This is a genomic window from Aureimonas sp. OT7 (assembly GCF_014844055.1).
GTDB lineage: Bacteria > Pseudomonadota > Alphaproteobacteria > Rhizobiales > Rhizobiaceae > Aureimonas > Aureimonas altamirensis_A.
In genome coordinates this window covers 1,769,695-1,788,210 of sequence record NZ_CP062167.1, presented here as the reverse complement: position 1 = coordinate 1,788,210, position 18,516 = coordinate 1,769,695, and the positions used below count along the sequence as shown (strand labels likewise).

The following is an 18,516-nucleotide window of genomic DNA, read 5'->3' as shown; positions in this document are numbered from 1 at the left end:
CAAAAAGCGCGACCCCTTTTCGCAATGGCAGACGAACTCGATTTCCGGACGGACTTCAGGCCCGTCGTCGGCGCGGCCGAAGAAGTGGCCCCCGACATTCTCCGCATCGTGGCGCCCAATGCCGGCGCGATGACCTTTCGCGGCACCAACAGCTACGTGCTGGGACGCGTCAGCGTCGTCGTGGTGGATCCCGGGCCGGACGATGGCGCGCATCTCGATGCGCTGCTGCGCGCCATCGGCCAACGCCCCGTCGAGGCGATTTTGATCACCCATACCCACCTCGACCACACGGCCCTTGCGCCCCGGCTGGCCGAAAGGACGGGCGCGCCCATCTGGGCGGAAGGGCCCCATCGACACGAGCGGACGCTGGCCGCGGGCGAAGAGAACCGCCTGGATGCAGCTTCCGACAGGACACTTCCCATTGCCCGCACGATAGCCGACGGCGAAACGCTGCCGGTCGACGCGATGCGCATCGAGGCGGTGGCAACGCCCGGCCATGCGGCCAACCACCTGGCCTTCGCCCTGCCCGACCTGGGCGCGCTTCTGTCAGGCGATCATGTGATGGGGTGGGCGACGTCGCTGGTGGCGCCTCCAGATGGCGCCATGGGCCCCTATCTCGCCTCGCTGGAAAAACTGATGCGCCGCGACGAGGCGCTCTATCTGCCCGGCCATGGCGACCGGATACTGGATCCGCAGCCTTTCCTGCGTGGCTTGCGCGCGCACCGCCTCATGCGCGAGCGCGCCATCCTCGAGAGGTTGGCGGACGGGGATACCAGCATCGCGTCGATCGTCCGCTCCATCTACCGCACCATCGATCCGCGGCTGATCGGCGCGGCCACGCTGAATGTCCTGTCGCATCTGGAATTTCTTCAGCAGAAGGGGCTTGCCCGTTCCAGCGGAGAGGTCGGGCCGGACGCTCTCTGGAGGGCGGCTACTCCTCCACCGCCCCGCTCTGCGCCAGCGTCATCGCACTCTCCAGCCGGTCCAGGAAAGCCGCGATAAAGCGACGGTTCTGCCCAAGATCGCGTGGCACGTCACGCGACACGGACCGCGCATCCACGAAGGTCGAACCGCCGTCCTCCTGGATGCGGATGGTGACGTCGCTCGGCAGACCGACCAGCGGCGCGGATGCGACGGCGTTGATCGTATAGTCCTGGGCATCGACTTCCGCGAAACGGTCGTACGTGGCAGCGGAATCGACGGTCGAGCGCAATGTCGGGCGGGCAATGCGCACCGTGCCCTCGACGCCGAGATCGCCCGCCGCCGGCTGCGGCAAGGCCGATGATTCCACGGTATCGACCTGCCATCCCAGATCGTCGGCAACCTGCCGGGCGGTACGATACACTTCCCGCCCGGTTGCCGGAAACTCCCGCCCGAGCATCAGGGTGCTGCCGGCGGGTGCGGTTGCCCCGTCGGCCATCATGCCTGCCGTGTAGGCTGAATTTCCATCCGGATTGTCGAGCGCCAGCATCGCACCGATGGCGAACGGAATGCTGACGAAGAGACCGAGAAACAAGGCGGCGAGCGCGCGCCCTCCACCCGGGCGGCCGGCAATCCAGACCATCGAGATGGCGTGGACCGCCAGAACGAGGGCAAGCGTTAGAAGGCCCGCAGCCAGCGCGATGACGCTGCCGAAATCGTCCAGCCGCGTGAGGCCCATGCGAAACAGCAGGAAACCCATGAACAGAAGGGCGCCGGCAAATCCGGCAAGGCCGAACGCCCAGTCTGCGGTCCAGACCCGTTTGCGGATGTAATGCCCCGTCACCTCGGCTCAACTCCGTCCGCGCGCCTTGGGAGGCGCTGCCGTACGCAGGGCCCTCTCCAGCCGGATAGCCGCCTGGGCGGCGGCAAGCCGCGCGATGGGCACGCGGAACGGAGAGCAGGACACGTAATCCAGCCCGACCTGCTCGAAGAAGCTGATGGAAGCCGGGTCGCCGCCCTGTTCGCCGCAGACACCGAGGGTTATGTCCGGCCGGGTGCGGCGCGCCTTCTCCACGCCCATCGCGATGAACTCGCCGACCCCCTCCGCGTCGATCGACTGGAAGGGATCGCGCTCGATGATGCCGGCGCGCTGGTACGTGCTCATGAAGTTGGCCGCGTCGTCGCGCGAGATTCCATAGACAGTCTGTGTCAGGTCGTTGGTGCCGAAGGAGAAGAAATCCGACACTTCGGCGATGGTGTCGGCCCGCATGACGGCGCGTGGCAGCTCGATCATCGCCCCGACATGGTAGGAAACGCGCCGACCCTTCTCGGCGGCGACCTCGTCCGCCACCTTGTCGATCCGCTGCTTGACGAAATCGAACTCGCGCCGCAGCCCCACCAGCGGCACCATGATTTCGGGCACCACATCCTTGCCCTTGCGCCCCCCGGCCTCGATGGCCGCCTCTATTATGGCGCGCGTCTGCATCTCGGCGATCTCCGGATAGGAAATCGCCAGCCGGCAGCCGCGATGGCCAAGCATGGGGTTGAACTCCTGCAGCTGCTCGATGCGCTGGCGCAGGGCAGCGGCCTCCAGGCCGAGACTTTCCGCCAGTTCGGTGATCTCGGCTTCGCCCTTCGGCAGGAATTCGTGCAGAGGCGGGTCGAGAAGGCGGATGGTGACGGGCAGGCCCGCCATGATCTCGAATAGCTCGACGAAGTCGGACCGCTGCATCGGCAGGAGCTTTTCCAGCGCGCTTCGACGTCCCGCCTCGTCGCCGGCAAGGATCATGTCGCGCATGACGTCGACGCGCTCACCTTCGAAGAACATGTGTTCGGTGCGGCACAAACCGATCCCCTCCGCTCCGAAGGCCCTGGCGGCGCGCGCCTCGATCGGGGTTTCGGCATTGGTCCGCACGCCGAGGCGCCGGGCGCGGTCGGTAAACTCCATCAGGGTAGCGAAATCGCCGGTCAGCGTCGGCCGTCGCAACCGTGCGGCACCGCGTATGACATCGCCGGTCGCACCGTCGATCGTGATCGCCTCCCCTGCCCGGATCACCACGTTGCCCGCCGTGAGCGTCTGGGCTGCCAGGTCGATCCGGAGTGCGCCGGCACCCGTGACGCAAGGCTTGCCAATGCCGCGCGCCACGACGGCGGCATGGCTGGTCGTTCCGCCCCGGATGGTCAGCACGCCTTCGGCCACATGCATGCCGTGCACATCTTCCGGCAGGGTTTCGTTGCGCACCAGGATGACGTTGCGCCCCTCGCCCGTCAGGCGCACGGCCTCCTCGGAATTCAGGACGACGATACCGGTCGCGGCGCCGGGAGAAGCCGGCATGCCACGGCCCACAACCTCCACCGCATCGCCATGCTCGATCGTCGGGTGCAGCAGTTCGTCCAGGGCCATCGGGTCGATCCGCAGGATCGCCTCGGGCTCGTCGATCAGGTCGTCGCGCACCATCTCCACCGCGATACGGACGCCCTCGGCGATGGTTCGGCGGGCCGGACGCGACTGAAGAAGATACAGATCTCCGTCGCCCACCATGAAGTCGACTTCGCAGGCATCGGCCATATGGCGCTCGATGCGGCGGACAAAATCGGCGAGCGCCTCCATATCGGCGGGGAACGTCTCACGGGCCCGCTCCGTATCGAGTTGCACGGTCTCGGCACCTTCGCCCCCGATCTCGCCCGCATCCTCGCGCCCGCCGATCCGGAATTCGCCGGTCAGCCTGCTCTTGCCGGTGGCCATGTCCCGGGATAGGGCATGGCCGGTGCCCGACTTCTCGCCGCGCTCGTTGAAGATCATGGCATGCACCGTCACGGCGATGCCGGCATTCTCGGAAATGCCGTGGGCGGCGCGGAAGGTGCGTGCCACGGGGTTGCGCCAACTCTGGAAACTGGCTTCCACGACGCGCAGCAATTGTTCGAACGGCGTCTGCGGAAGCGCCTGCCCCAACTCGGCATCGAGGAAGGCGTGATACCGTGCGATCAGCGTCCGCCATTCGGCGGGGCTGGACGGCTCTGCGCCGCCGCCCCAGCCTGCCCGCTCCCGCTCGGCGTCGAAAACCTCTTCGAACTCGCCGGGGTCCGCCCCGAAGACGAGCCCGGAAAAGCTTTCGATGAACCGCCGGTAGGCACGGAAGGCGAAGGGCAGGTCTTCGAGCTCGAGTGCCAGCGTTTCGACCGTACGGTCGTTCAGCCCGATATCGAGCACGGTATCGGCAAGGCCGGGCATGGCCGCGCGCGCGCTCGGCCGCACCGCCATGAGCAAGGGGCGCATCTCACCGTCGAAGGTGCGGCCGGTTATGCCTTCGAGCCATTCGACGGTGGCAAGGATTTCAGCGCGCAGGGCGGCCGGCAACTCGCCATGGGCGGATGCCGTCTCGCGCCACGCGACGGACGAAATCGTGAAACCGGGAGGAACCGGCAGATCCAGCAACGCCAGCAGCGCAAGGTTGGCGCCCTTGTGCCCCAGCGATTCGGCCGGATCTGCCGTGCGGTCGGCAGCGCCACGATTGAAGGTGAAGCATTTCCTGACCATGGCGCGCGGCTGCCGGCTCCTTCCAGCCTCCTAGCGGTTCTGCTCGATGACGGCGCCCATTTCTTCCGCGCTCATCGCGCCGGCATAACGGTTGCCATTGATGAAGAAGGTGGGCGTGGCGTTGACCCCGAACTCGCTTTGTCCACGCTGCTGCACGGCCATGACCTTCTTTTGAAGGTCGGAATCCTGCAGGCAGGCGGTGAACTGCTCCTGCGACATGCCGGCCTGGCGTGCGATGGCCAGAAGCTCGACCGATGCGTTCTCGGCGCCTGCCCATTGCCGCTGCTGGTCGAAGAGCACGTCGATCATCGCGGTGCGCCGATCTTCCGGCACGCAGCGCGCCAGCATGAAGCCGGCCAGGGCGCGCGGATCGAACGGAAATTCCCGCACGATCAGTTTGGCGACGCCCGTATCGAGATACTCCGTCTTGATGGTCGGATAGGCGTTGGCGTGGAAGTCGGCGCAATGGCTGCAGGTCAGGGAGGCGTATTCGACGATGGTGACGGGCGCGTCCGGATTGCCGATCACGATGTCCGGCAGCTCGCCCGGCCGCATCAGGGCTTCCGCATCCACCGTGCCCTGGGGCTGCGGCGCCGCCGTTTCCTGCGCGATCGCAGCGCCGGTATAGGCGGGTGCGCCCGCCATCAACACCGCGCCGGCCAGAAGCATGGCGGAAAGCCTCTGCCTGGACTTGTTCGAAAACGACATGATCTCTTCCTTTGACGTCGTCACCCTTCGCATTCCAGCTATCCGATAAACTGCGCCACGAATAGGGCGTTGCGGCGCATTAGCGGCGATGGACCCGGGTCAGGGGTCCTGGCGGCCATTGTTGCGGCCCATGACGCATGCGCCGTAGCGCTCCAGCGCCTTGCGAAGACGGTCGCTTTCGATCCGCGACACCGCCTCCTCGATCCGCTTCTGCTGGACGCTGTCTGGCGCACGCCAGGCGGGCTTCCTGTCGGGAGGCGTCACCGCGACCGCGCGCTGGACGATGCGCAGCGATCCGACCGCATGATATCCGAAGAAGGCGTTCAGCCGCTGCACGAGTTCGCCGCTCTCGTGCTGGAGGCGCAGTACGTCTGCCCCTTCGCACGCGACGATCAGGGTGGCCGGCCGAAAGGGTTCGTCCTCGTATCGCTGCGGCGGCCATTGCAGGCGCTCCGGCCGCGTCACCCCGGCCAGCCGCGGTCCGACGATCTCGGGCCATGCCGACAGCAGCCCGAGGCTCATGCCGGCCTTGCGCGCCAGAACGGGCTCCACCAGTGCGGCGGTCAGTTCGCCCACCTGCCTGGCCCATGTCCGACGCGTCGGCCCGGCGGCCATGTCACGCCTGCCCGGTCTTCAGCCGAAGACGGGCGCCGAGTTGCTTGCGGCGAAGATCGGTCAGGGTGACGCTCATGTAGCCGAAGATCACGGTCACCATCCATTCGTTCAGAAGCACGCCGTGGAAGGAACCATAACTGAAGACGAGCAGCACGAAAACGACCGATGTTTCGCGCAGCATCGTACTGCGGGATCGCAGGAACACCGTGGCGATGAATACGACGAAGACGCCGACAAGCAATATCGTGCCGATGAGCCCGCTGTTCAGCGCCTCGTCCACCACGAGGTTGTGCAGGTGCGTATACTGGCCCACCTGCGCCTCGTTCACCCCGGCTCGATCCGCCACCGTTTCCATCTTGCCGACATGGCCGATGCCGATCAGCGGATGCTCGCGCCATATCTCGAACGCGGAGGACCACATGGCCATGCGGACATCGACCGAGCCCGACGCGACGCCGGTCTGCTCGTAACGGTCGATCTCGACGAGCGCCTGGTCCGCCCGCTGCATCACGATATCGGACATCGGCAACAGCGCCGCCACGGCAACGCAGGCCCCCACCGCCAGCGCCACCATGGAGCGCTTATCGCCGACGCCGACGACGCGCCGCCACACATGGATAAGGTCGATGATCCCGAAAATCGGGTAGATGCCCCAGGTGGCGCGCGTCTGCGACAGCAGCGCCGGCACGAAGGACAGGTACAGCCACCAGCGGCCGTTGGGCAGGATTCGCGGCGGGCGTTCCATCGGCAGGCGCGCGATCAGGCCGAAAGCCGCGGCGATGAAGCCGAGTATCGCCTCGTTCCGGCCAAGGCCGACACGAGTGCCGGTCACCCAGAACTCGGCCGGCGTCGCGATGAGCAGCGCGACCACGCCGATACGGGCGCCGAGGATCATGGCGTCCAGAGGACGCCTCACGAAAAACAGGCCAAGCGGCAGGAACACGCAGGCCAGCTCGATGGCCGCATAGGACAGCAGCCTGTTGCCGTCGACACCCTCGCCGCGCAGCAAACTGAGCCCGATGGACCAGACGACGTAGGCCGCCAGGACGATCGTGAATGCCGGCGGTGCAAGACGCCAGCTGGAGGGTCGGATGATGGCATGCACGACGCCCACCACGGCCAGCAGGGCGAAGAGCCCCTTGCCGATGGAAACCAGGACGCCGATCAGCGCCATGGCGGCGGTCAGAAGCAACGGGTCGGTGCGCCGCCGCAGCAGCAGGAACCTCTGCACCCTCACCGTCCGCCCGCCAATGCCGCGCGGATACGCGACACGAAATCACCCGCCCGGAACCGAAGCGTGGGAAGCCTCTGCCATGGCTTCAGCCGAAAGGCCGAGTAGCTTTGCCCTTCCATCGTGGTCCCCTCGTTGGTCAGTGGGTTGAGGCCCACGGCATTCGGCTCGACATGCCGGACGCGGATATCGTGCGCCCAGCCGCGCTCCATCGCCACGTCGTAGGGCAGCGTCATGGGGCGCAGGCCTTGCAGCAAGCGTTCGGCGGCCCTGCGGTTGAGCATGTAGGCCGCCGACCCGCCGGTCGGCCCGAACATCGCCCGTCCCATGCGGATACCGCCGGACAGGGTGCGATCCACCTTCAGGCGGGGCATGCGGTAGTTGACGAGCTTGACGAGATCCCAGTCGTCGACCGAGGCGATATCCTGCACCACCTTTTGGAACCCGGCATCGGGGGCCGCGTCGTCCTCGAAAATCACGGCGATATCCGCATCGCTGGCCAGGAAGGCTTCGAAGGCGCGCAGATGGCTGGCGTAGCAGCCGTACTCCCCAGGTTGCGGTCGCTTACCGTGGTTCCGCAGGAAACCCGGCACGTCGAGCAGGCGGAGCCGCTCCTCCTGCGACGCGGCGCGGCCATCCACCGCCGGCACGCGGACCAGTTCGATGCCGGCGGAGGCGGCATCCGCCATAACCGCAGAAAGCCTGTCCTGCGACCGGTCGAGATTGATGACGTAATGAATGATCCGCACGAAACCGGGCAACTTTGGCTGATGAGTCAGCCGTTCGGATGAACGCTTGAGTGTGCCCTGTCAAGACGACGGCCCTTTCGCAGGCATCGTGCCGGGTGATTGCGGGGCCGGTTGTTTTGCCCTAGGCCCTCGCTTGAACGAGAGGCGGTCGGATGCAGCGACACGACATGGCGGGCACGGTCATCCCCCGCCTTCTGGATTGGTACGACGCGCATGCGCGGCGGCTGCCGTGGCGGATCGGCCCCGGCGACAGGCGCGCTGGCATCCGTCCCGATCCGTATCGCGTCTGGCTGTCCGAGATCATGCTGCAGCAGACCACGGTCGCCGCCGTCAAATCCTACTATGCGGACTTCCTGTCGCGCTGGCCCACCGTCGATGCGCTGGCCGCGGCGCGGGACGAAGAGGTGATGGCGGCGTGGGCCGGCCTCGGCTATTACGCCCGGGCCAGAAACCTGCTTGCATGCGCGCGGGCCGTCTCGGCGCGCGGCGGGGCATTTCCGGGTAGCGCCGCCGGCCTGCGGGACCTGCCGGGCATCGGCGATTATACCGCCGCCGCCATCGCCGCCATCGCCTATGACGAACAGGTGGCTGTCGTGGATGGCAATGTGGAGCGCGTCGTCAGCCGGCTGGAGCGCATCCGGACACCGCTTCCGGCGGCCAAGCCGGCTATCCGGACGGCGATGCAGGCCATGACGCCACCGGACCGGCCGGGCGACTTCGCGCAGGCCATGATGGATCTGGGCGCCACGATCTGCACCCCGCGCCGGCCCGCCTGCACCATCTGCCCGGTGGTCGAGCCGTGCGCCGCACGTGCAGACGGCATCCAGGAGACCCTGCCCGTCAAGGCACCGAAGGCCGAGAAGCCCCTGCGGGCGGGCGCCGCCTTCGTGGCGGAACACCCCCGCCTCGGAGCCGTGCTTCTGCGGACACGCCCTTCGACCGGCCTTCTCGCCGGCATGGAAGAGCCGCCGATGACGGGTTGGACGGCGCGCCTCGACGGCGTCACCGATATCTCGGCCGCGCCGTTGGCCGCCGCCTGGACCCTGGCCGGAACGGTCGAACATACCTTCACCCATTTCCGGCTGAAGCTTTCCGTCTGGCACGCGGAAACAGGCGCCGCGGCGCCGGAAGGAATGTGGTGGCAGCCGGTCGTCGGCCTGGAGGATCGTGCACTGCCGACCCTCATGCGCAAATGCATCGCATGTGCGCTCGACCCGGAGCGACGGCCATGAAGCGATGAGCCCGGCCCCACCTGCGCTTCAGGCGCCGGTACGCCGGGTGGTTCGGATCCAGTCGGTCACGTAGTCGGCGTCCGGCGTATCGCCTTTCGCTACGGCGCGAAACGCATCCAGATCCGCCGGAAGGCGGCAGGTTTCGCCCTCGCGGCTGCCGTGAAGCGCCAGGATGATCCCATCCGTGCGGCTGACGCCGACGACCGTGCCGACGAAATGCTCCACCCGGCGCTTCGCCGCCTCGTCATGCGTGATCCCGACGAGAACGGTTGCGCCCATCAGCCTTTCGGCCCGCGCTTCGTCCCAGTGGCAAGCGATGCTGTCCATGTTGTTGCGTCCTCCCACGCCATCGAGAAGCCTCGATGGGGCGGAGTTCTGCCACGGGAGAACCGGGACGCAAGAAACCGAGGATGGTTGCCGTGCGCCTCAGATAGTGCCCATGCGGGCGCGCACTTCCTTGCGCAGTTCGTCGATCGGCCGCAACTCGCCGCCTTCCCGCACATGCCAGAAGGTCCAGCCATTGCAGGCCTCGACGCCCTGTACATGGGCGCCCATTCGATGGATGGACGCGGCATGGGTGCCGCTGGCGATCGTGCCATCGGCACGCACCAGCGCGCTGTAGCGCCCGCGCGCGTCCGTCAGCTCCGTTCCGGGTGCCAGGAGCCCGGCCTCGATCAGCGTCGTGAAGGGAATGCGCGGCTCGGCGCGCTTGCCGGCGGTGATGCGGATGGACAGGCTGTCCAGCGGTTCCACCGCGTCGATGCGCGCGCGCGCCGCCTCGATGTAGCTGTCCTCGCGCTCGATGCCCACGAAGTGGCGGCCGAGGCGCTTGGCCACGGCGCCGGTGGTGCCGGTGCCGAAGAACGGATCCAGGATCGTATCTCCCGGCCGCGTCGACGACAGGATCACGCGCGCCAGCAGCGCCTCGGGCTTCTGCGTCGGATGCACCTTGCGGCCGTCCTCTCCCTTCAGGCGCTCCGAACCGGAGCAGATCGGAAAATGCCAGTCCGAGCGCATCTGAAGATCGTCATTGGCGGCCTTCATCGCTTCGTAGTTGAATGTGTAGCCCTTGGCCTCCCGGTCGCGTGACGCCCAGATCATCGTCTCGTGCGCGTTCTGGAAGCGGCGTCCGCGAAAGTTCGGCATCGGGTTGGCCTTGCGCCATACGATGTCGTTGAGCATCCAGAACCCCAGGTCCTGCATGATCGCGCCGACCCGGAAGATGTTGTGGTACGAGCCGATCACCCAGATCGTGCCATTGGGCTTCAACACCCGGCGCGCGGCCAGAAGCCATGCGCGCGTGAAGGAATCGTAAGCCGAGAAGCTTTCGAACTGGTCCCACGCATCGTCGACCGCGTCCACCTTGGACTGGTCGGGCCGGGTCAGGTCTCCGCCCAGCTGCAGGTTGTAGGGCGGATCGGCAAAGATGGCGTCCACCGATTTCTCGGGCAGCGCCTCGAGGCGCGAGATGCAGTCGCCCTTGATGATGGTGTCGCGCCATTCCAGATGTGTGGAAACAGGTTGCACTTTCGACGCAGGACGCGCATTCGACATCGGGACACCCACGGGTTCAACGCAAAACAAAACCGGGGTCATGGTTATCGAACGGGGTAAACAATCCATGAAGTGCCCGCTCGAATCTTTATGAATGCGTCTGCGACGCGTTCGATCGCATGCTCATTGACAGGAGTTTTCAACGGGATGGCACTTTCGCTCATCATCTTCGACTGCGACGGCGTCCTCGTCGATTCAGAGATCGTCGCCGCACAGATCGAATCCGAGAAGCTGGCCGAGCTTGGCCTGGAGTTTTCACCGGAGGAGATTTCCGAGCGATTTGCCGGCCTGACCCTGACGCGTATCACCGAGATCCTGACGGAAGAGACGGGGGTACACTTCCCGGATCGCTTCGTGGCGGATGTCGAACGTGAAAGCGACGTCCGGCTTGCGAAGGTCGCCACGATACAGGGCGTCCACGACATGCTCGACAAGCTCGACCTGCCCCGCTGCATCTGTTCCAACTCGATGATGAACCGGCTGCAACTCATGCTGAAGCCGGCCGGCCTGTGGGACCGCTTCCGCCCCTATGTCTTCCCCTCGCGCGAGGTCGGAACCAAGCGGGGCAAGCCCGCACCGGACGTCTTCCTGTATGCCTGCAAAGAGTTCGGCGTCGCCCCGGAAGAGGCCATCGTGCTGGAGGACTCGGTCCACGGGGTGGCGGCCGCCGTCGCGGCCGGATGCCGCGTCGTCGGTTTCACCGGCGGCAAGCATTCGCATCGCGGCCATGCGGACTCCCTCACCGAGGCGGGGGCGGAGACGGTCATCAGCCGCCTGTCCGACTTCCCCGCCATCGTCGAGGCCTTCGCCGACTGGGAGCGCGTCTGAGCGCTCCCGCGTGGGTGACTACTGGTCCAGGCCGGCCTGCACCAGCAGCCGGCCGCCTTCGGGCACGACGATGCCGCGGTCGACATAGGTGAATTGCGTCGGGCCGCCGGGCACCACGCTGGCGGCGACACGGCCGGTCTTGGAATAGATCTCGCCGCTGGCGTTGCCGACCGTGACCCGCATCGGCACCGTGATCTGGCCGGCACGGGCCGCGGCCCCCGGCACGATGCGCCCGGCCACCCCGACATCCATATAAACCTGCCCGCCCTCGATGCGGCAGGAGCGCGTCACCTCCGATACCGAGACGACATACTCGTAGGCCGGCGCGGTGCCCTTTCGCATGACCGCCCGCGCTTCCGGCACCTCGATGCGCGGACAGTCGCGCGGATCGGCGGCGGCCATCGGCGCGCTCTGCGGTCCGCTGCCCTGCCCCTGCGTCGTGCAGCCGGCCAGCACGGCCGCAAGGCCGACAGCCGCCAGCGCGATTTTTCCGGTAAATGCCGACATGCCGTTTCTCCACGCTTTTCCGCGCCGCGTCGCGATTCGCTTCCGCGCCGTCATAGACAGCATCGATTCCACGTCACCGGCCCGCAATTCAAGTGAGCGGGGTTGGAACAGGCCCTCTCATTCGTGTTAGAGGAGTTCTCTTCGCGCGAATGCGTGCGGCGTCGGCCCGCCGGCGCCGGAATGCAGGATGGGAGTTATCGTGAGATACGTCAGTTCGCGGGGGCAGGCCCCTCGCCTCGGTTTCGCAGATGTCCTCCTGGCCGGGTTGGCCAGCGACGGCGGCCTGTACGTGCCTGAAACCTGGCCCACCGTTTCCGCCGCCACCGTCGAGGGCTTCGCCGGAAAACCCTATGCCGACGTCGCCTTCGCGGTGCTGAAGCCCTATGTCGGCGGCGAGATCGCCGATGCGGATCTGCGCCGCATGGTCGACGAGGCCTATGCCACGTTCCGCCATCCGGCGGTTGCGCCTCTCGTCCAGACCGACGCCGACACCTACGTGCTGGAGCTGTTCCACGGGCCGACGCTCGCGTTCAAGGACGTGGCGATGCAGCTCCTGGCCCGCCTGATGGACCATGTCCTGGCCGAGCGCGGCCAGCGCGCAACCATCGTGGGCGCCACCTCAGGCGATACCGGCGGGGCGGCCATCGCCGCCTTCGCACAGTCGGCCCGGACCGACATCTTCATCCTGTTTCCCAAGGGGCGCGTTTCCCCCGTGCAGCAGCGGCAGATGACGGGGCATGGCGCGGCCAATGTGCATGCCCTGGCCATCGAGGGCACCTTCGACGACTGTCAGGCCCTGGTGAAGGCGATGTTCAACGATGCCGCATTCCGCCGCGATACGGCCTTGTCGGGCGTCAATTCCATCAACTGGGCACGCATCATGGCCCAGATCGTCTACTACTTCACGGCAGCGGCCAGCCTCGGCGCCCCCGGCCGCAAGATCTCCTTCACCGTGCCGACGGGCAATTTCGGCGACATCTTCGCCGGATACGCCGCAAAGCGCATGGGCCTGCCCATCGACCGGCTGGTCATCGCCACCAATGCCAACGACATCCTCGCACGCACGCTGGCCGATGGCGTCTACGAGACGCAGGGCGTCCACCCGACGACGTCGCCGTCGATGGACATCCAGGTGTCCTCCAACTTCGAAAGGCTGCTGTTCGAGGCCAGCGGCCGCGACGCGGCCCTCGTCACACGGCTGATGCAGAGCCTGTCGCAATCCGGGCGCTTCACCCTGCCGGACGACGTTCTTGCGGCGATCCGCGCCGAATTCGACGCCGGACGCGCCGACGAGGCGGCGACGGCGGAAACGATCCGCACCATCAACGACACGCGCGCCTATCTTCTCGACCCGCATACGGCGGTTGCCGTCTGCGTCGCCGCGTCCGCCCCGCATGACGGCGTCATGATTGTCCTGGGCACCGCACATCCCGCCAAATTCCCCGATGCGGTGGAAGCCGCCTGCGGCATCCGCCCGGCCCTGCCGCCAACCCATGCAGACCTGATGGAGAGGTCCGAAGTGTTCACGGTTCTCGGCAACGACGCAGCCGCCATCAAGGCATTCATCGCCGGGCACAGCCGCGCCGCCATGACCGGGGCCGCAGCATGAGCCGCCCGACCGTGGAAATCACCCGCCTGTCGAACGGGCTGACCATCGCGACAGACCACATGCCCAAGCTGGAAAGCGCGGCGCTGGGCATTTGGGTCAAGGCCGGCGCGCGCGACGAACGCGAGAACGAGCATGGCATCGCCCATCTGCTCGAGCACATGGCCTTCAAAGGCACGGGGCGGCGCAGCGCACGCCAGATCGCTGAGGAGATCGAAGACGTCGGCGGCGAAATCAACGCTTCCACCAGCGTCGAGACGACCGCCTATTATGCGCGCGTCATGCGCGAGGACGTGCCTCTGGCAGTCGATATACTGTGCGACATCCTGCTCGATTCCCGCTTCGACGAAGACGAACTCTCTCGTGAGAAACACGTCATCCTCCAGGAGCTGGGAGCGGCGGAGGACACGCCGGACGACATCGTCTTCGACCACTTCCAGTCCGCCGCCTTTGCCGGGCAGATCGTGGGCCGCCCCATCCTCGGCACGCGCGCCAGCGTCACCGGCTTCTCCCGGAACGACCTTCGCGCCTATCTGCGCCGCAACTACACGCCCGACCGGATCGTCGTCTCGGCCGCGGGAGCCGTCTCGCACCAGGACATGGTCGACCGGATATCCGCCGCCTTCGGCGCGCTGCCCGCCGGAACGCCGGACACCGCGGCCGGCGCCCCGGCAACCTATACCGGAGGCGATTTCCGCGAAGCGCGCGATCTTGCCGACGCCCAGATCGTGCTGGGCTTCGAGGGCCGCCCCTATTACGCCCGCGACTTCTATGCCTCGCAGGTGCTGTCGATCATCCTCGGTGGCGGCATGTCCTCGCGGCTGTTCCAGGAGATCCGCGAAAGCCGCGGCCTGTGCTATGCCGTATCGGCCTTCCATTGGAGCTTTTCCGATAGCGGCATCTTCGGCGTCCACGCCGCGACCGGCGAGGAGGAACTGGCCGAGCTGGCGCCCGTCATTATCGACGAGCTGATGCGCGCCGCTTCCGGCATCACCGAAAAGGAAGTGAACCGGGCTCGCGCGCAGATGCGGTCCAGCCTTCTCATGAGCCAGGAAAGCCCTGCCTCGCGGGCGGCCCAGATCGCACGGCAGCTCATGTTCAAGGGCGCGCCAATCGACAATACCGAGCTTCTCGACAGGCTGGCGGCCATCTCCGCGGAGCGCCTGGCCGACCTGGCGGGGCGCACCTTCCTTGGATCCCGGCCCACGCTGGCGGCAATCGGGCCGGTCGGGCACCTGCCGACGATAGAGGCGCTGAGCGAGCGGCTGGGCACCCCCGGGGGCGAAGTGCCCCGGCGGGTTTCGGCGCGCTGACGGCGCGCCGCTACCGGCACCTGAACCAGGCAGGGCATCGAGCGCAAGGAGCTGAAGCGGGTCGGTTATGGCGTTTCTCGACTGGCTTTCCCGTGTCACGGCCCCTCGGCTGGAGGGTGACGGCCTCGTGCTGCGCCTTCCCGAAATCCGCGACTATGCGGCCTGGGCAGAGCTGAGAGAGGAAAGCCAGGGCTTTCTGGCGCCCTGGGAACCGGCCTGGAGCGACGATGAGCTGAGCCGCAATGCCTATCGCGAGCGGCTGTCTCGCTATCGAGGCGAGGCGCGGGAGCGCACGGCCTATAATTTCTTCGTCTTCGGGGATGGTGGCGCCACGCTCTACGGTGGACTTTCCCTCGGCCTCATCCGGCGAGGCGTTGCCCAGTCGGGCACGCTCGGATACTGGATGGGGGAGCGCTACGCCGGGCGCGGCCATATGTCCGCCGCCGTGCGTCTGGTGAGCATTTACGCATTCGATGTCGAGGGCCTGCATCGGCTGGAAGCCGCGTGCCTGCCATCGAACGAAAGATCGAGCCGGCTGCTCGAAAGGGCAGGTTTTCGGCAAGAGGGCTATTTGAGAAAATACCTGAAGATTGCTGGCGAATGGGAAGACCATAATCTTTACTCCCTCCTTGCCGAAGATTGGTCGCGTTCGCGGCGCATGGGTCGCGATGCCGACCGCCGTTGAGTGCCGTGTGCCGTTCGGCCGTGCGGCAGCAAGCCGCCGCACAGGGATTGGAGATGACGCAAGTGAGCCACCGAGAGCCTTCGTTGTGATCACCGGTCGCTTCTTTCAATCCGTTGCTCTGCGGCTCTTTGCCACCGTGCTTGCGCTTCTGGCCGTCATGGGCGTCGCCCGGGCGCTCGAGCCGGTCAGCATCGGCCGCGACACCGTTGCCGTGGACCTGATGCCGGCGGTGGAGTTGCATCGCGTCGGCGGCAACAATTTCCAGGTTTCCACCGTGCCGGGCGCCGACGGCATCGTCCGCCGCATCGAGGTGGAATCCGTTTCGGCGAACCCGTCCGGCAACTGGGCCGTCTTTTCGCTCGCCAACAATGCCGACACGCAGATCGACAGGCTGGTGGTGGCGCCGCATTTCAAGCTGGCCGGTTCGGGCGTCGTATGGCCCGATCTCGGCTCCCGCCGCATCGCCGCCATCACGCCGTCGGAGGGCTTCGCGCTCGATCGGCAGGAAAGCTCGGAGGCGGACCTGTTCCTGGTGACGCTGGACCCCGGATCGGTCATCACCTTCGTTGCCGAACTGTCGTCCGACAGGTTGCCGGAAATCCGCCTGTGGGAGCCGAACGCCTACAAGGATACCGTCAACGCGTTCACCCTCTATCGCGGCATCGTGTTGGGCATCGCAGGCCTGCTCGCCGTTTTCCTGACCATCCTCTTCGTGGTGAAGGGCTCTGCCGTCTTCCCGGCCACGGCGGCCCTGGCCTGGGCGGTGTTGGCCTATATCTGCATCGACTTCGACTTCTGGCAGAAGCTGGTGCCCATCCAGCCGGGACAGGAGCGATTATGGCGTGCCGGTACGGAGGTGGCGATCGCCTTCACGCTGGTTGTTTTCCTCTACGCCTATCTGAACCTCAACCGATGGCATCGCGCGCTCTCCGCATTCACGGTGATATGGCTGTGCGGCCTCGGTGGCCTCGGCGTGCTGGCGGCATTCGAGCCGGCCGTCGCATCGGGCGTCGCCCGCATGTCCATGGTGGCCATCGCCGCCATCGGTGCGGTTCTTATCCTAGCGCTGGCGATCAAGGGTTACGACAGGGCCGTGATGCTGATTCCAACCTGGGCGCTCGTCTGCGGGTGGCTCGTCGCCGCCGCCATGACCGTACAGGGGCGTATCGACAACGATATCGTGCAGTCGGCCCTCGGCGGCGGGCTGGTGCTGATTGTGCTGCTGTTCGGCTTTACCGTCATGCAGCACGCATTCGCCGGCGGGACCGTTTCCGCTGGGCCCATATCGGACATGGAGCGACGTTCGCTGGCGCTGTCGGGCACCGGCGACGCCATCTGGGATTGGGACGTCACGCGTGACCGCATCTATGTCGGCGCGGAGGCCGAAGAATCGGCGGGCCTTCCCATCCGCACCATGAACGGGCCCGCGCGCGACTGGCTGCCCATTCTGCATCCCGACGACAGGGACAGGTTCAAGGCCACGCTGGACGCCGTCATCGAGCATCGGCGCGGGCGCATCTCGCAGGATTTCCGTGTCCGTGGCGATGACGGCCATTACCACTGGATGAACCTGCATTCGCGCCCGGTGCTCGGCAGCGACGGCGAGGTCGTGCGTTGCGTCGGTACCCTGAAGGACGTCACAGGCCGCCGCAAGTCGGAGGAACGGCTGCTGCATGACGCGCTGCACGACCAGTTGACCGGGCTGCCCAACCGCGAATTGCTGCTGGACCGGCTGGATGCCCTGGCCGCGCTGATCGGCAGCCAGATCGACATGCGCCCCACCGTCTTCGTCATCGACCTCGACGATTTCGGCCGCATCAACGAAGCCTATGGCGTCGTAACCGGCGACACCGTGCTTTTGACGGTCGCACGGCGGCTGCGGCGTGTCCTGAAACCGCAGGACTCCCTTGCGCGGCTCGACGCAGACCGGTTCGCCATCATCCTCAACTCGCGCACCGATATCGCCGAGGTAGCGGCCTTCGCCGAGTTCCTGCGCGGCGTCATCCGCGCGCCGATCGGTTTCACCGATACGGAGATCGGGCTGACGGGATCGATCGGACTGACGGGCTGGACCGAAGGTGCCGGCGCCGAAGAACTGTTGAAGGAAGCCGAGTTGGCCATGTACGAGGCCAAGCGTCTCGGCGGCGACCGGATCGAGCCGTTCAGGCCGTCCTTCAAGACGGTCGGCTCGGGCCGCTTCGAACTGGAGGCCGATCTGCGCCGCGCCTTCGCCCGGCATGAGCTGCATGTGTACTTCCAGCCCGTCATCCGCGTGAAGGACGGCACGACGGCCGGTTTCGAGGCCTTGTTGCGGTGGGAGCACCCCAAAAGGGGCCTCGTGCCCCTCGGGGAGCTGGTGCCCGTGGCCGAGGCCAGCGGCCAGTTGGATGCGCTATGCCAACTCGTCCTGGACGAGGCGGTGCGCCGCCTGAGCGACTGGCAGCGCATCGCCGGCTATTCCAACCTGTTCGTCTGCGTCGACATTCTCAGCGGCCATCTGTTGCGCCAGGACCTCGTCAACGACGTGAACCTGGTATTGAAGCGCTATAAGATCGCCCCGGAGACGTTGCGCCTGGAAATGACGGAGGCCAGCGTCATGGCCAATCCGGAGCGGACGGCGCGTGTGCTGGAGCGCCTGCGCAAGATGGATGTCGGGCTGACGCTGGACGAGTTCGGCTCGGGCCGTTCGTCCTTGTCCGACCTCATGCGCTTCCAGTTCGACGCGGTGAAGATCGATCGCAGTTTCCTGCGCGGCGATCGGCGCGAGGAACGCCTGATGATCTACCATTCCATCATCGCCATGGCGCACGACCTCGGCCTGACGGTGATTGCCGAAGGCGTCGAGAATACCGCCGACGCCGAGAAGATCCGCCAGTTCAAGTGCGACTTCATCCAGAGCCGCATGCACTCTCCCGCCGTATCGGCGGAAGAGGCGCGCCGCCGCCTGCAGGACCGGAACGGGCAGAAGAAGGTGATAGCGAAGATACGGCGCACCGCCTGACGGCCCCGGAGGCGGCGATATCGGCCGC

At 66.6% G+C, this 18,516-nt stretch carries 16 protein-coding genes; 7 read left to right on the top strand and 9 right to left on the bottom strand.

Translation table 11 applies throughout. The features are described 5' to 3' along the window. Positions 1–24: 24 nt before the first annotated feature. Positions 25–1,002 carry an MBL fold metallo-hydrolase gene (locus tag IGS74_RS08625; protein ID WP_192391060.1) on the top strand — a complete coding sequence of 326 codons (978 nt, stop codon included), beginning with the start codon at positions 25–27 and terminating at the stop codon, positions 1,000–1,002. Here IGS74_RS08625 and IGS74_RS08620 read toward each other — a convergent pair. From IGS74_RS08620 to IGS74_RS08595, 6 genes are all read right to left on the bottom strand, one after another. Beyond that, complete coding sequence (locus IGS74_RS08620; RefSeq protein ID WP_192391056.1) at positions 932–1,765, bottom strand: DUF1499 domain-containing protein; 834 nt, start codon at positions 1,763–1,765, stop codon at positions 932–934. The two genes, IGS74_RS08625 and IGS74_RS08620, sit on opposite strands and share 71 nt — an antisense overlap. A gap of 6 nt (positions 1,766–1,771) precedes the next feature. Further along, positions 1,772–4,459 carry a pyruvate, phosphate dikinase gene (gene ppdK, locus IGS74_RS08615; RefSeq protein WP_192391055.1) on the bottom strand — a complete coding sequence of 896 codons (2,688 nt, stop codon included), beginning with the start codon at positions 4,457–4,459 and terminating at the stop codon, positions 1,772–1,774. A gap of 30 nt (positions 4,460–4,489) precedes the next feature. Further along, a complete protein-coding gene (locus IGS74_RS08610; RefSeq protein ID WP_192391050.1) occupies positions 4,490–5,167 on the bottom strand; it encodes a DsbA family protein in 678 nt (225 codons plus the stop codon). A 99-nt stretch (positions 5,168–5,266) separates the two neighbouring features. Then, a complete protein-coding gene (locus IGS74_RS08605) occupies positions 5,267–5,782 on the bottom strand; it encodes a DciA family protein (protein ID WP_192391043.1) in 516 nt (171 codons plus the stop codon). A 1-nt stretch (position 5,783) separates the two neighbouring features. Further along, positions 5,784–7,013 carry an O-antigen ligase family protein gene (locus IGS74_RS08600; protein WP_206688231.1) on the bottom strand — a complete coding sequence of 410 codons (1,230 nt, stop codon included), beginning with the start codon at positions 7,011–7,013 and terminating at the stop codon, positions 5,784–5,786. A gap of 2 nt (positions 7,014–7,015) precedes the next feature. After that, on the bottom strand, positions 7,016–7,762 hold the full coding sequence (locus IGS74_RS08595) for a glycosyltransferase family 25 protein (protein WP_192391033.1): 747 nt from the start codon (positions 7,760–7,762) through the stop codon (positions 7,016–7,018). A 152-nt stretch (positions 7,763–7,914) separates the two neighbouring features. On the opposite strand from IGS74_RS08595, the gene IGS74_RS08590 reads away from it, so the two are divergent. Further along, complete coding sequence (locus IGS74_RS08590; protein ID WP_246723090.1) at positions 7,915–8,994, top strand: A/G-specific adenine glycosylase; 1,080 nt, start codon at positions 7,915–7,917, stop codon at positions 8,992–8,994. Positions 8,995–9,021: 27 nt separating this feature from the next. Here IGS74_RS08590 and IGS74_RS08585 read toward each other — a convergent pair whose 3' ends face one another. Together IGS74_RS08585 and IGS74_RS08580 are read right to left on the bottom strand one after the other, a co-directional pair. After that, complete coding sequence (locus IGS74_RS08585; RefSeq protein WP_192391029.1) at positions 9,022–9,321, bottom strand: hypothetical protein; 300 nt, start codon at positions 9,319–9,321, stop codon at positions 9,022–9,024. 99 nt (positions 9,322–9,420) lie between these two features. Then, a complete protein-coding gene (locus tag IGS74_RS08580) occupies positions 9,421–10,548 on the bottom strand; it encodes a site-specific DNA-methyltransferase (RefSeq protein ID WP_281413058.1) in 1,128 nt (375 codons plus the stop codon). A 147-nt stretch (positions 10,549–10,695) separates the two neighbouring features. Between IGS74_RS08580 and IGS74_RS08575 the strand changes: the two genes are divergently transcribed. Then, positions 10,696–11,376 (top strand): HAD-IA family hydrolase, encoded by a 681-nt coding sequence (locus IGS74_RS08575; RefSeq protein ID WP_039189339.1) that lies wholly within the window; start codon positions 10,696–10,698, stop codon positions 11,374–11,376. Between the two features lie 18 nt (positions 11,377–11,394). Here IGS74_RS08575 and IGS74_RS08570 read toward each other — a convergent pair whose 3' ends face one another. Then, positions 11,395–11,883 (bottom strand): hypothetical protein, encoded by a 489-nt coding sequence (locus IGS74_RS08570; RefSeq protein WP_192391024.1) that lies wholly within the window; start codon positions 11,881–11,883, stop codon positions 11,395–11,397. Positions 11,884–12,082: 199 nt separating this feature from the next. Here IGS74_RS08570 and thrC point away from each other — a divergent pair, with 199 nt between their 5' ends. The 4 genes from thrC to IGS74_RS08550 all read left to right on the top strand — a co-directional run bounded on the left by thrC (position 12,083) and on the right by IGS74_RS08550 (position 18,488). After that, complete coding sequence (gene thrC, locus IGS74_RS08565) at positions 12,083–13,492, top strand: threonine synthase (RefSeq protein WP_192391019.1); 1,410 nt, start codon at positions 12,083–12,085, stop codon at positions 13,490–13,492. Next, positions 13,489–14,802: a pitrilysin family protein gene (locus IGS74_RS08560; protein WP_039189331.1), complete on the top strand. Its 1,314-nt coding sequence runs from the start codon at positions 13,489–13,491 to the stop codon at positions 14,800–14,802. The genes thrC and IGS74_RS08560 overlap by 4 nt, the downstream gene beginning before the upstream one ends. 67 nt (positions 14,803–14,869) lie before the next feature. Beyond that, positions 14,870–15,487: a GNAT family protein gene (locus tag IGS74_RS08555; protein WP_192391015.1), complete on the top strand. Its 618-nt coding sequence runs from the start codon at positions 14,870–14,872 to the stop codon at positions 15,485–15,487. A gap of 85 nt (positions 15,488–15,572) precedes the next feature. Continuing rightward, positions 15,573–18,488 (top strand): sensor domain-containing phosphodiesterase, encoded by a 2,916-nt coding sequence (locus tag IGS74_RS08550; RefSeq protein WP_348641890.1) that lies wholly within the window; start codon positions 15,573–15,575, stop codon positions 18,486–18,488. Positions 18,489–18,516 lie beyond the last annotated feature (28 nt).

What these genes read in the sequence shown, in the direction of transcription:
- IGS74_RS08625 (WP_192391060.1), top strand. Translation starts at nt 25, where the DNA reads ATGGCAGACGAACTCGATTTCCGGACGGACTTCAGGCCCGTCGTCGGC.
- IGS74_RS08590 (WP_246723090.1), top strand. Translation starts at nt 7,915, where the DNA reads ATGCAGCGACACGACATGGCGGGCACGGTCATCCCCCGCCTTCTGGAT.
- IGS74_RS08580 (WP_281413058.1), bottom strand. Translation starts at nt 10,548, where the DNA reads ATGTCGAATGCGCGTCCTGCGTCGAAAGTGCAACCTGTTTCCACACAT.
- IGS74_RS08555 (WP_192391015.1), top strand. Translation starts at nt 14,870, where the DNA reads ATGGCGTTTCTCGACTGGCTTTCCCGTGTCACGGCCCCTCGGCTGGAG.
- ppdK (WP_192391055.1), bottom strand. Translation starts at nt 4,459, where the DNA reads ATGGTCAGGAAATGCTTCACCTTCAATCGTGGCGCTGCCGACCGCACG.
- IGS74_RS08610 (WP_192391050.1), bottom strand. Translation starts at nt 5,167, where the DNA reads ATGTCGTTTTCGAACAAGTCCAGGCAGAGGCTTTCCGCCATGCTTCTG.
- IGS74_RS08585 (WP_192391029.1), bottom strand. Translation starts at nt 9,321, where the DNA reads ATGGACAGCATCGCTTGCCACTGGGACGAAGCGCGGGCCGAAAGGCTG.
- IGS74_RS08560 (WP_039189331.1), top strand. Translation starts at nt 13,489, where the DNA reads ATGAGCCGCCCGACCGTGGAAATCACCCGCCTGTCGAACGGGCTGACC.
- IGS74_RS08575 (WP_039189339.1), top strand. Translation starts at nt 10,696, where the DNA reads ATGGCACTTTCGCTCATCATCTTCGACTGCGACGGCGTCCTCGTCGAT.
- IGS74_RS08605 (WP_192391043.1), bottom strand. Translation starts at nt 5,782, where the DNA reads ATGGCCGCCGGGCCGACGCGTCGGACATGGGCCAGGCAGGTGGGCGAA.
- IGS74_RS08570 (WP_192391024.1), bottom strand. Translation starts at nt 11,883, where the DNA reads ATGTCGGCATTTACCGGAAAAATCGCGCTGGCGGCTGTCGGCCTTGCG.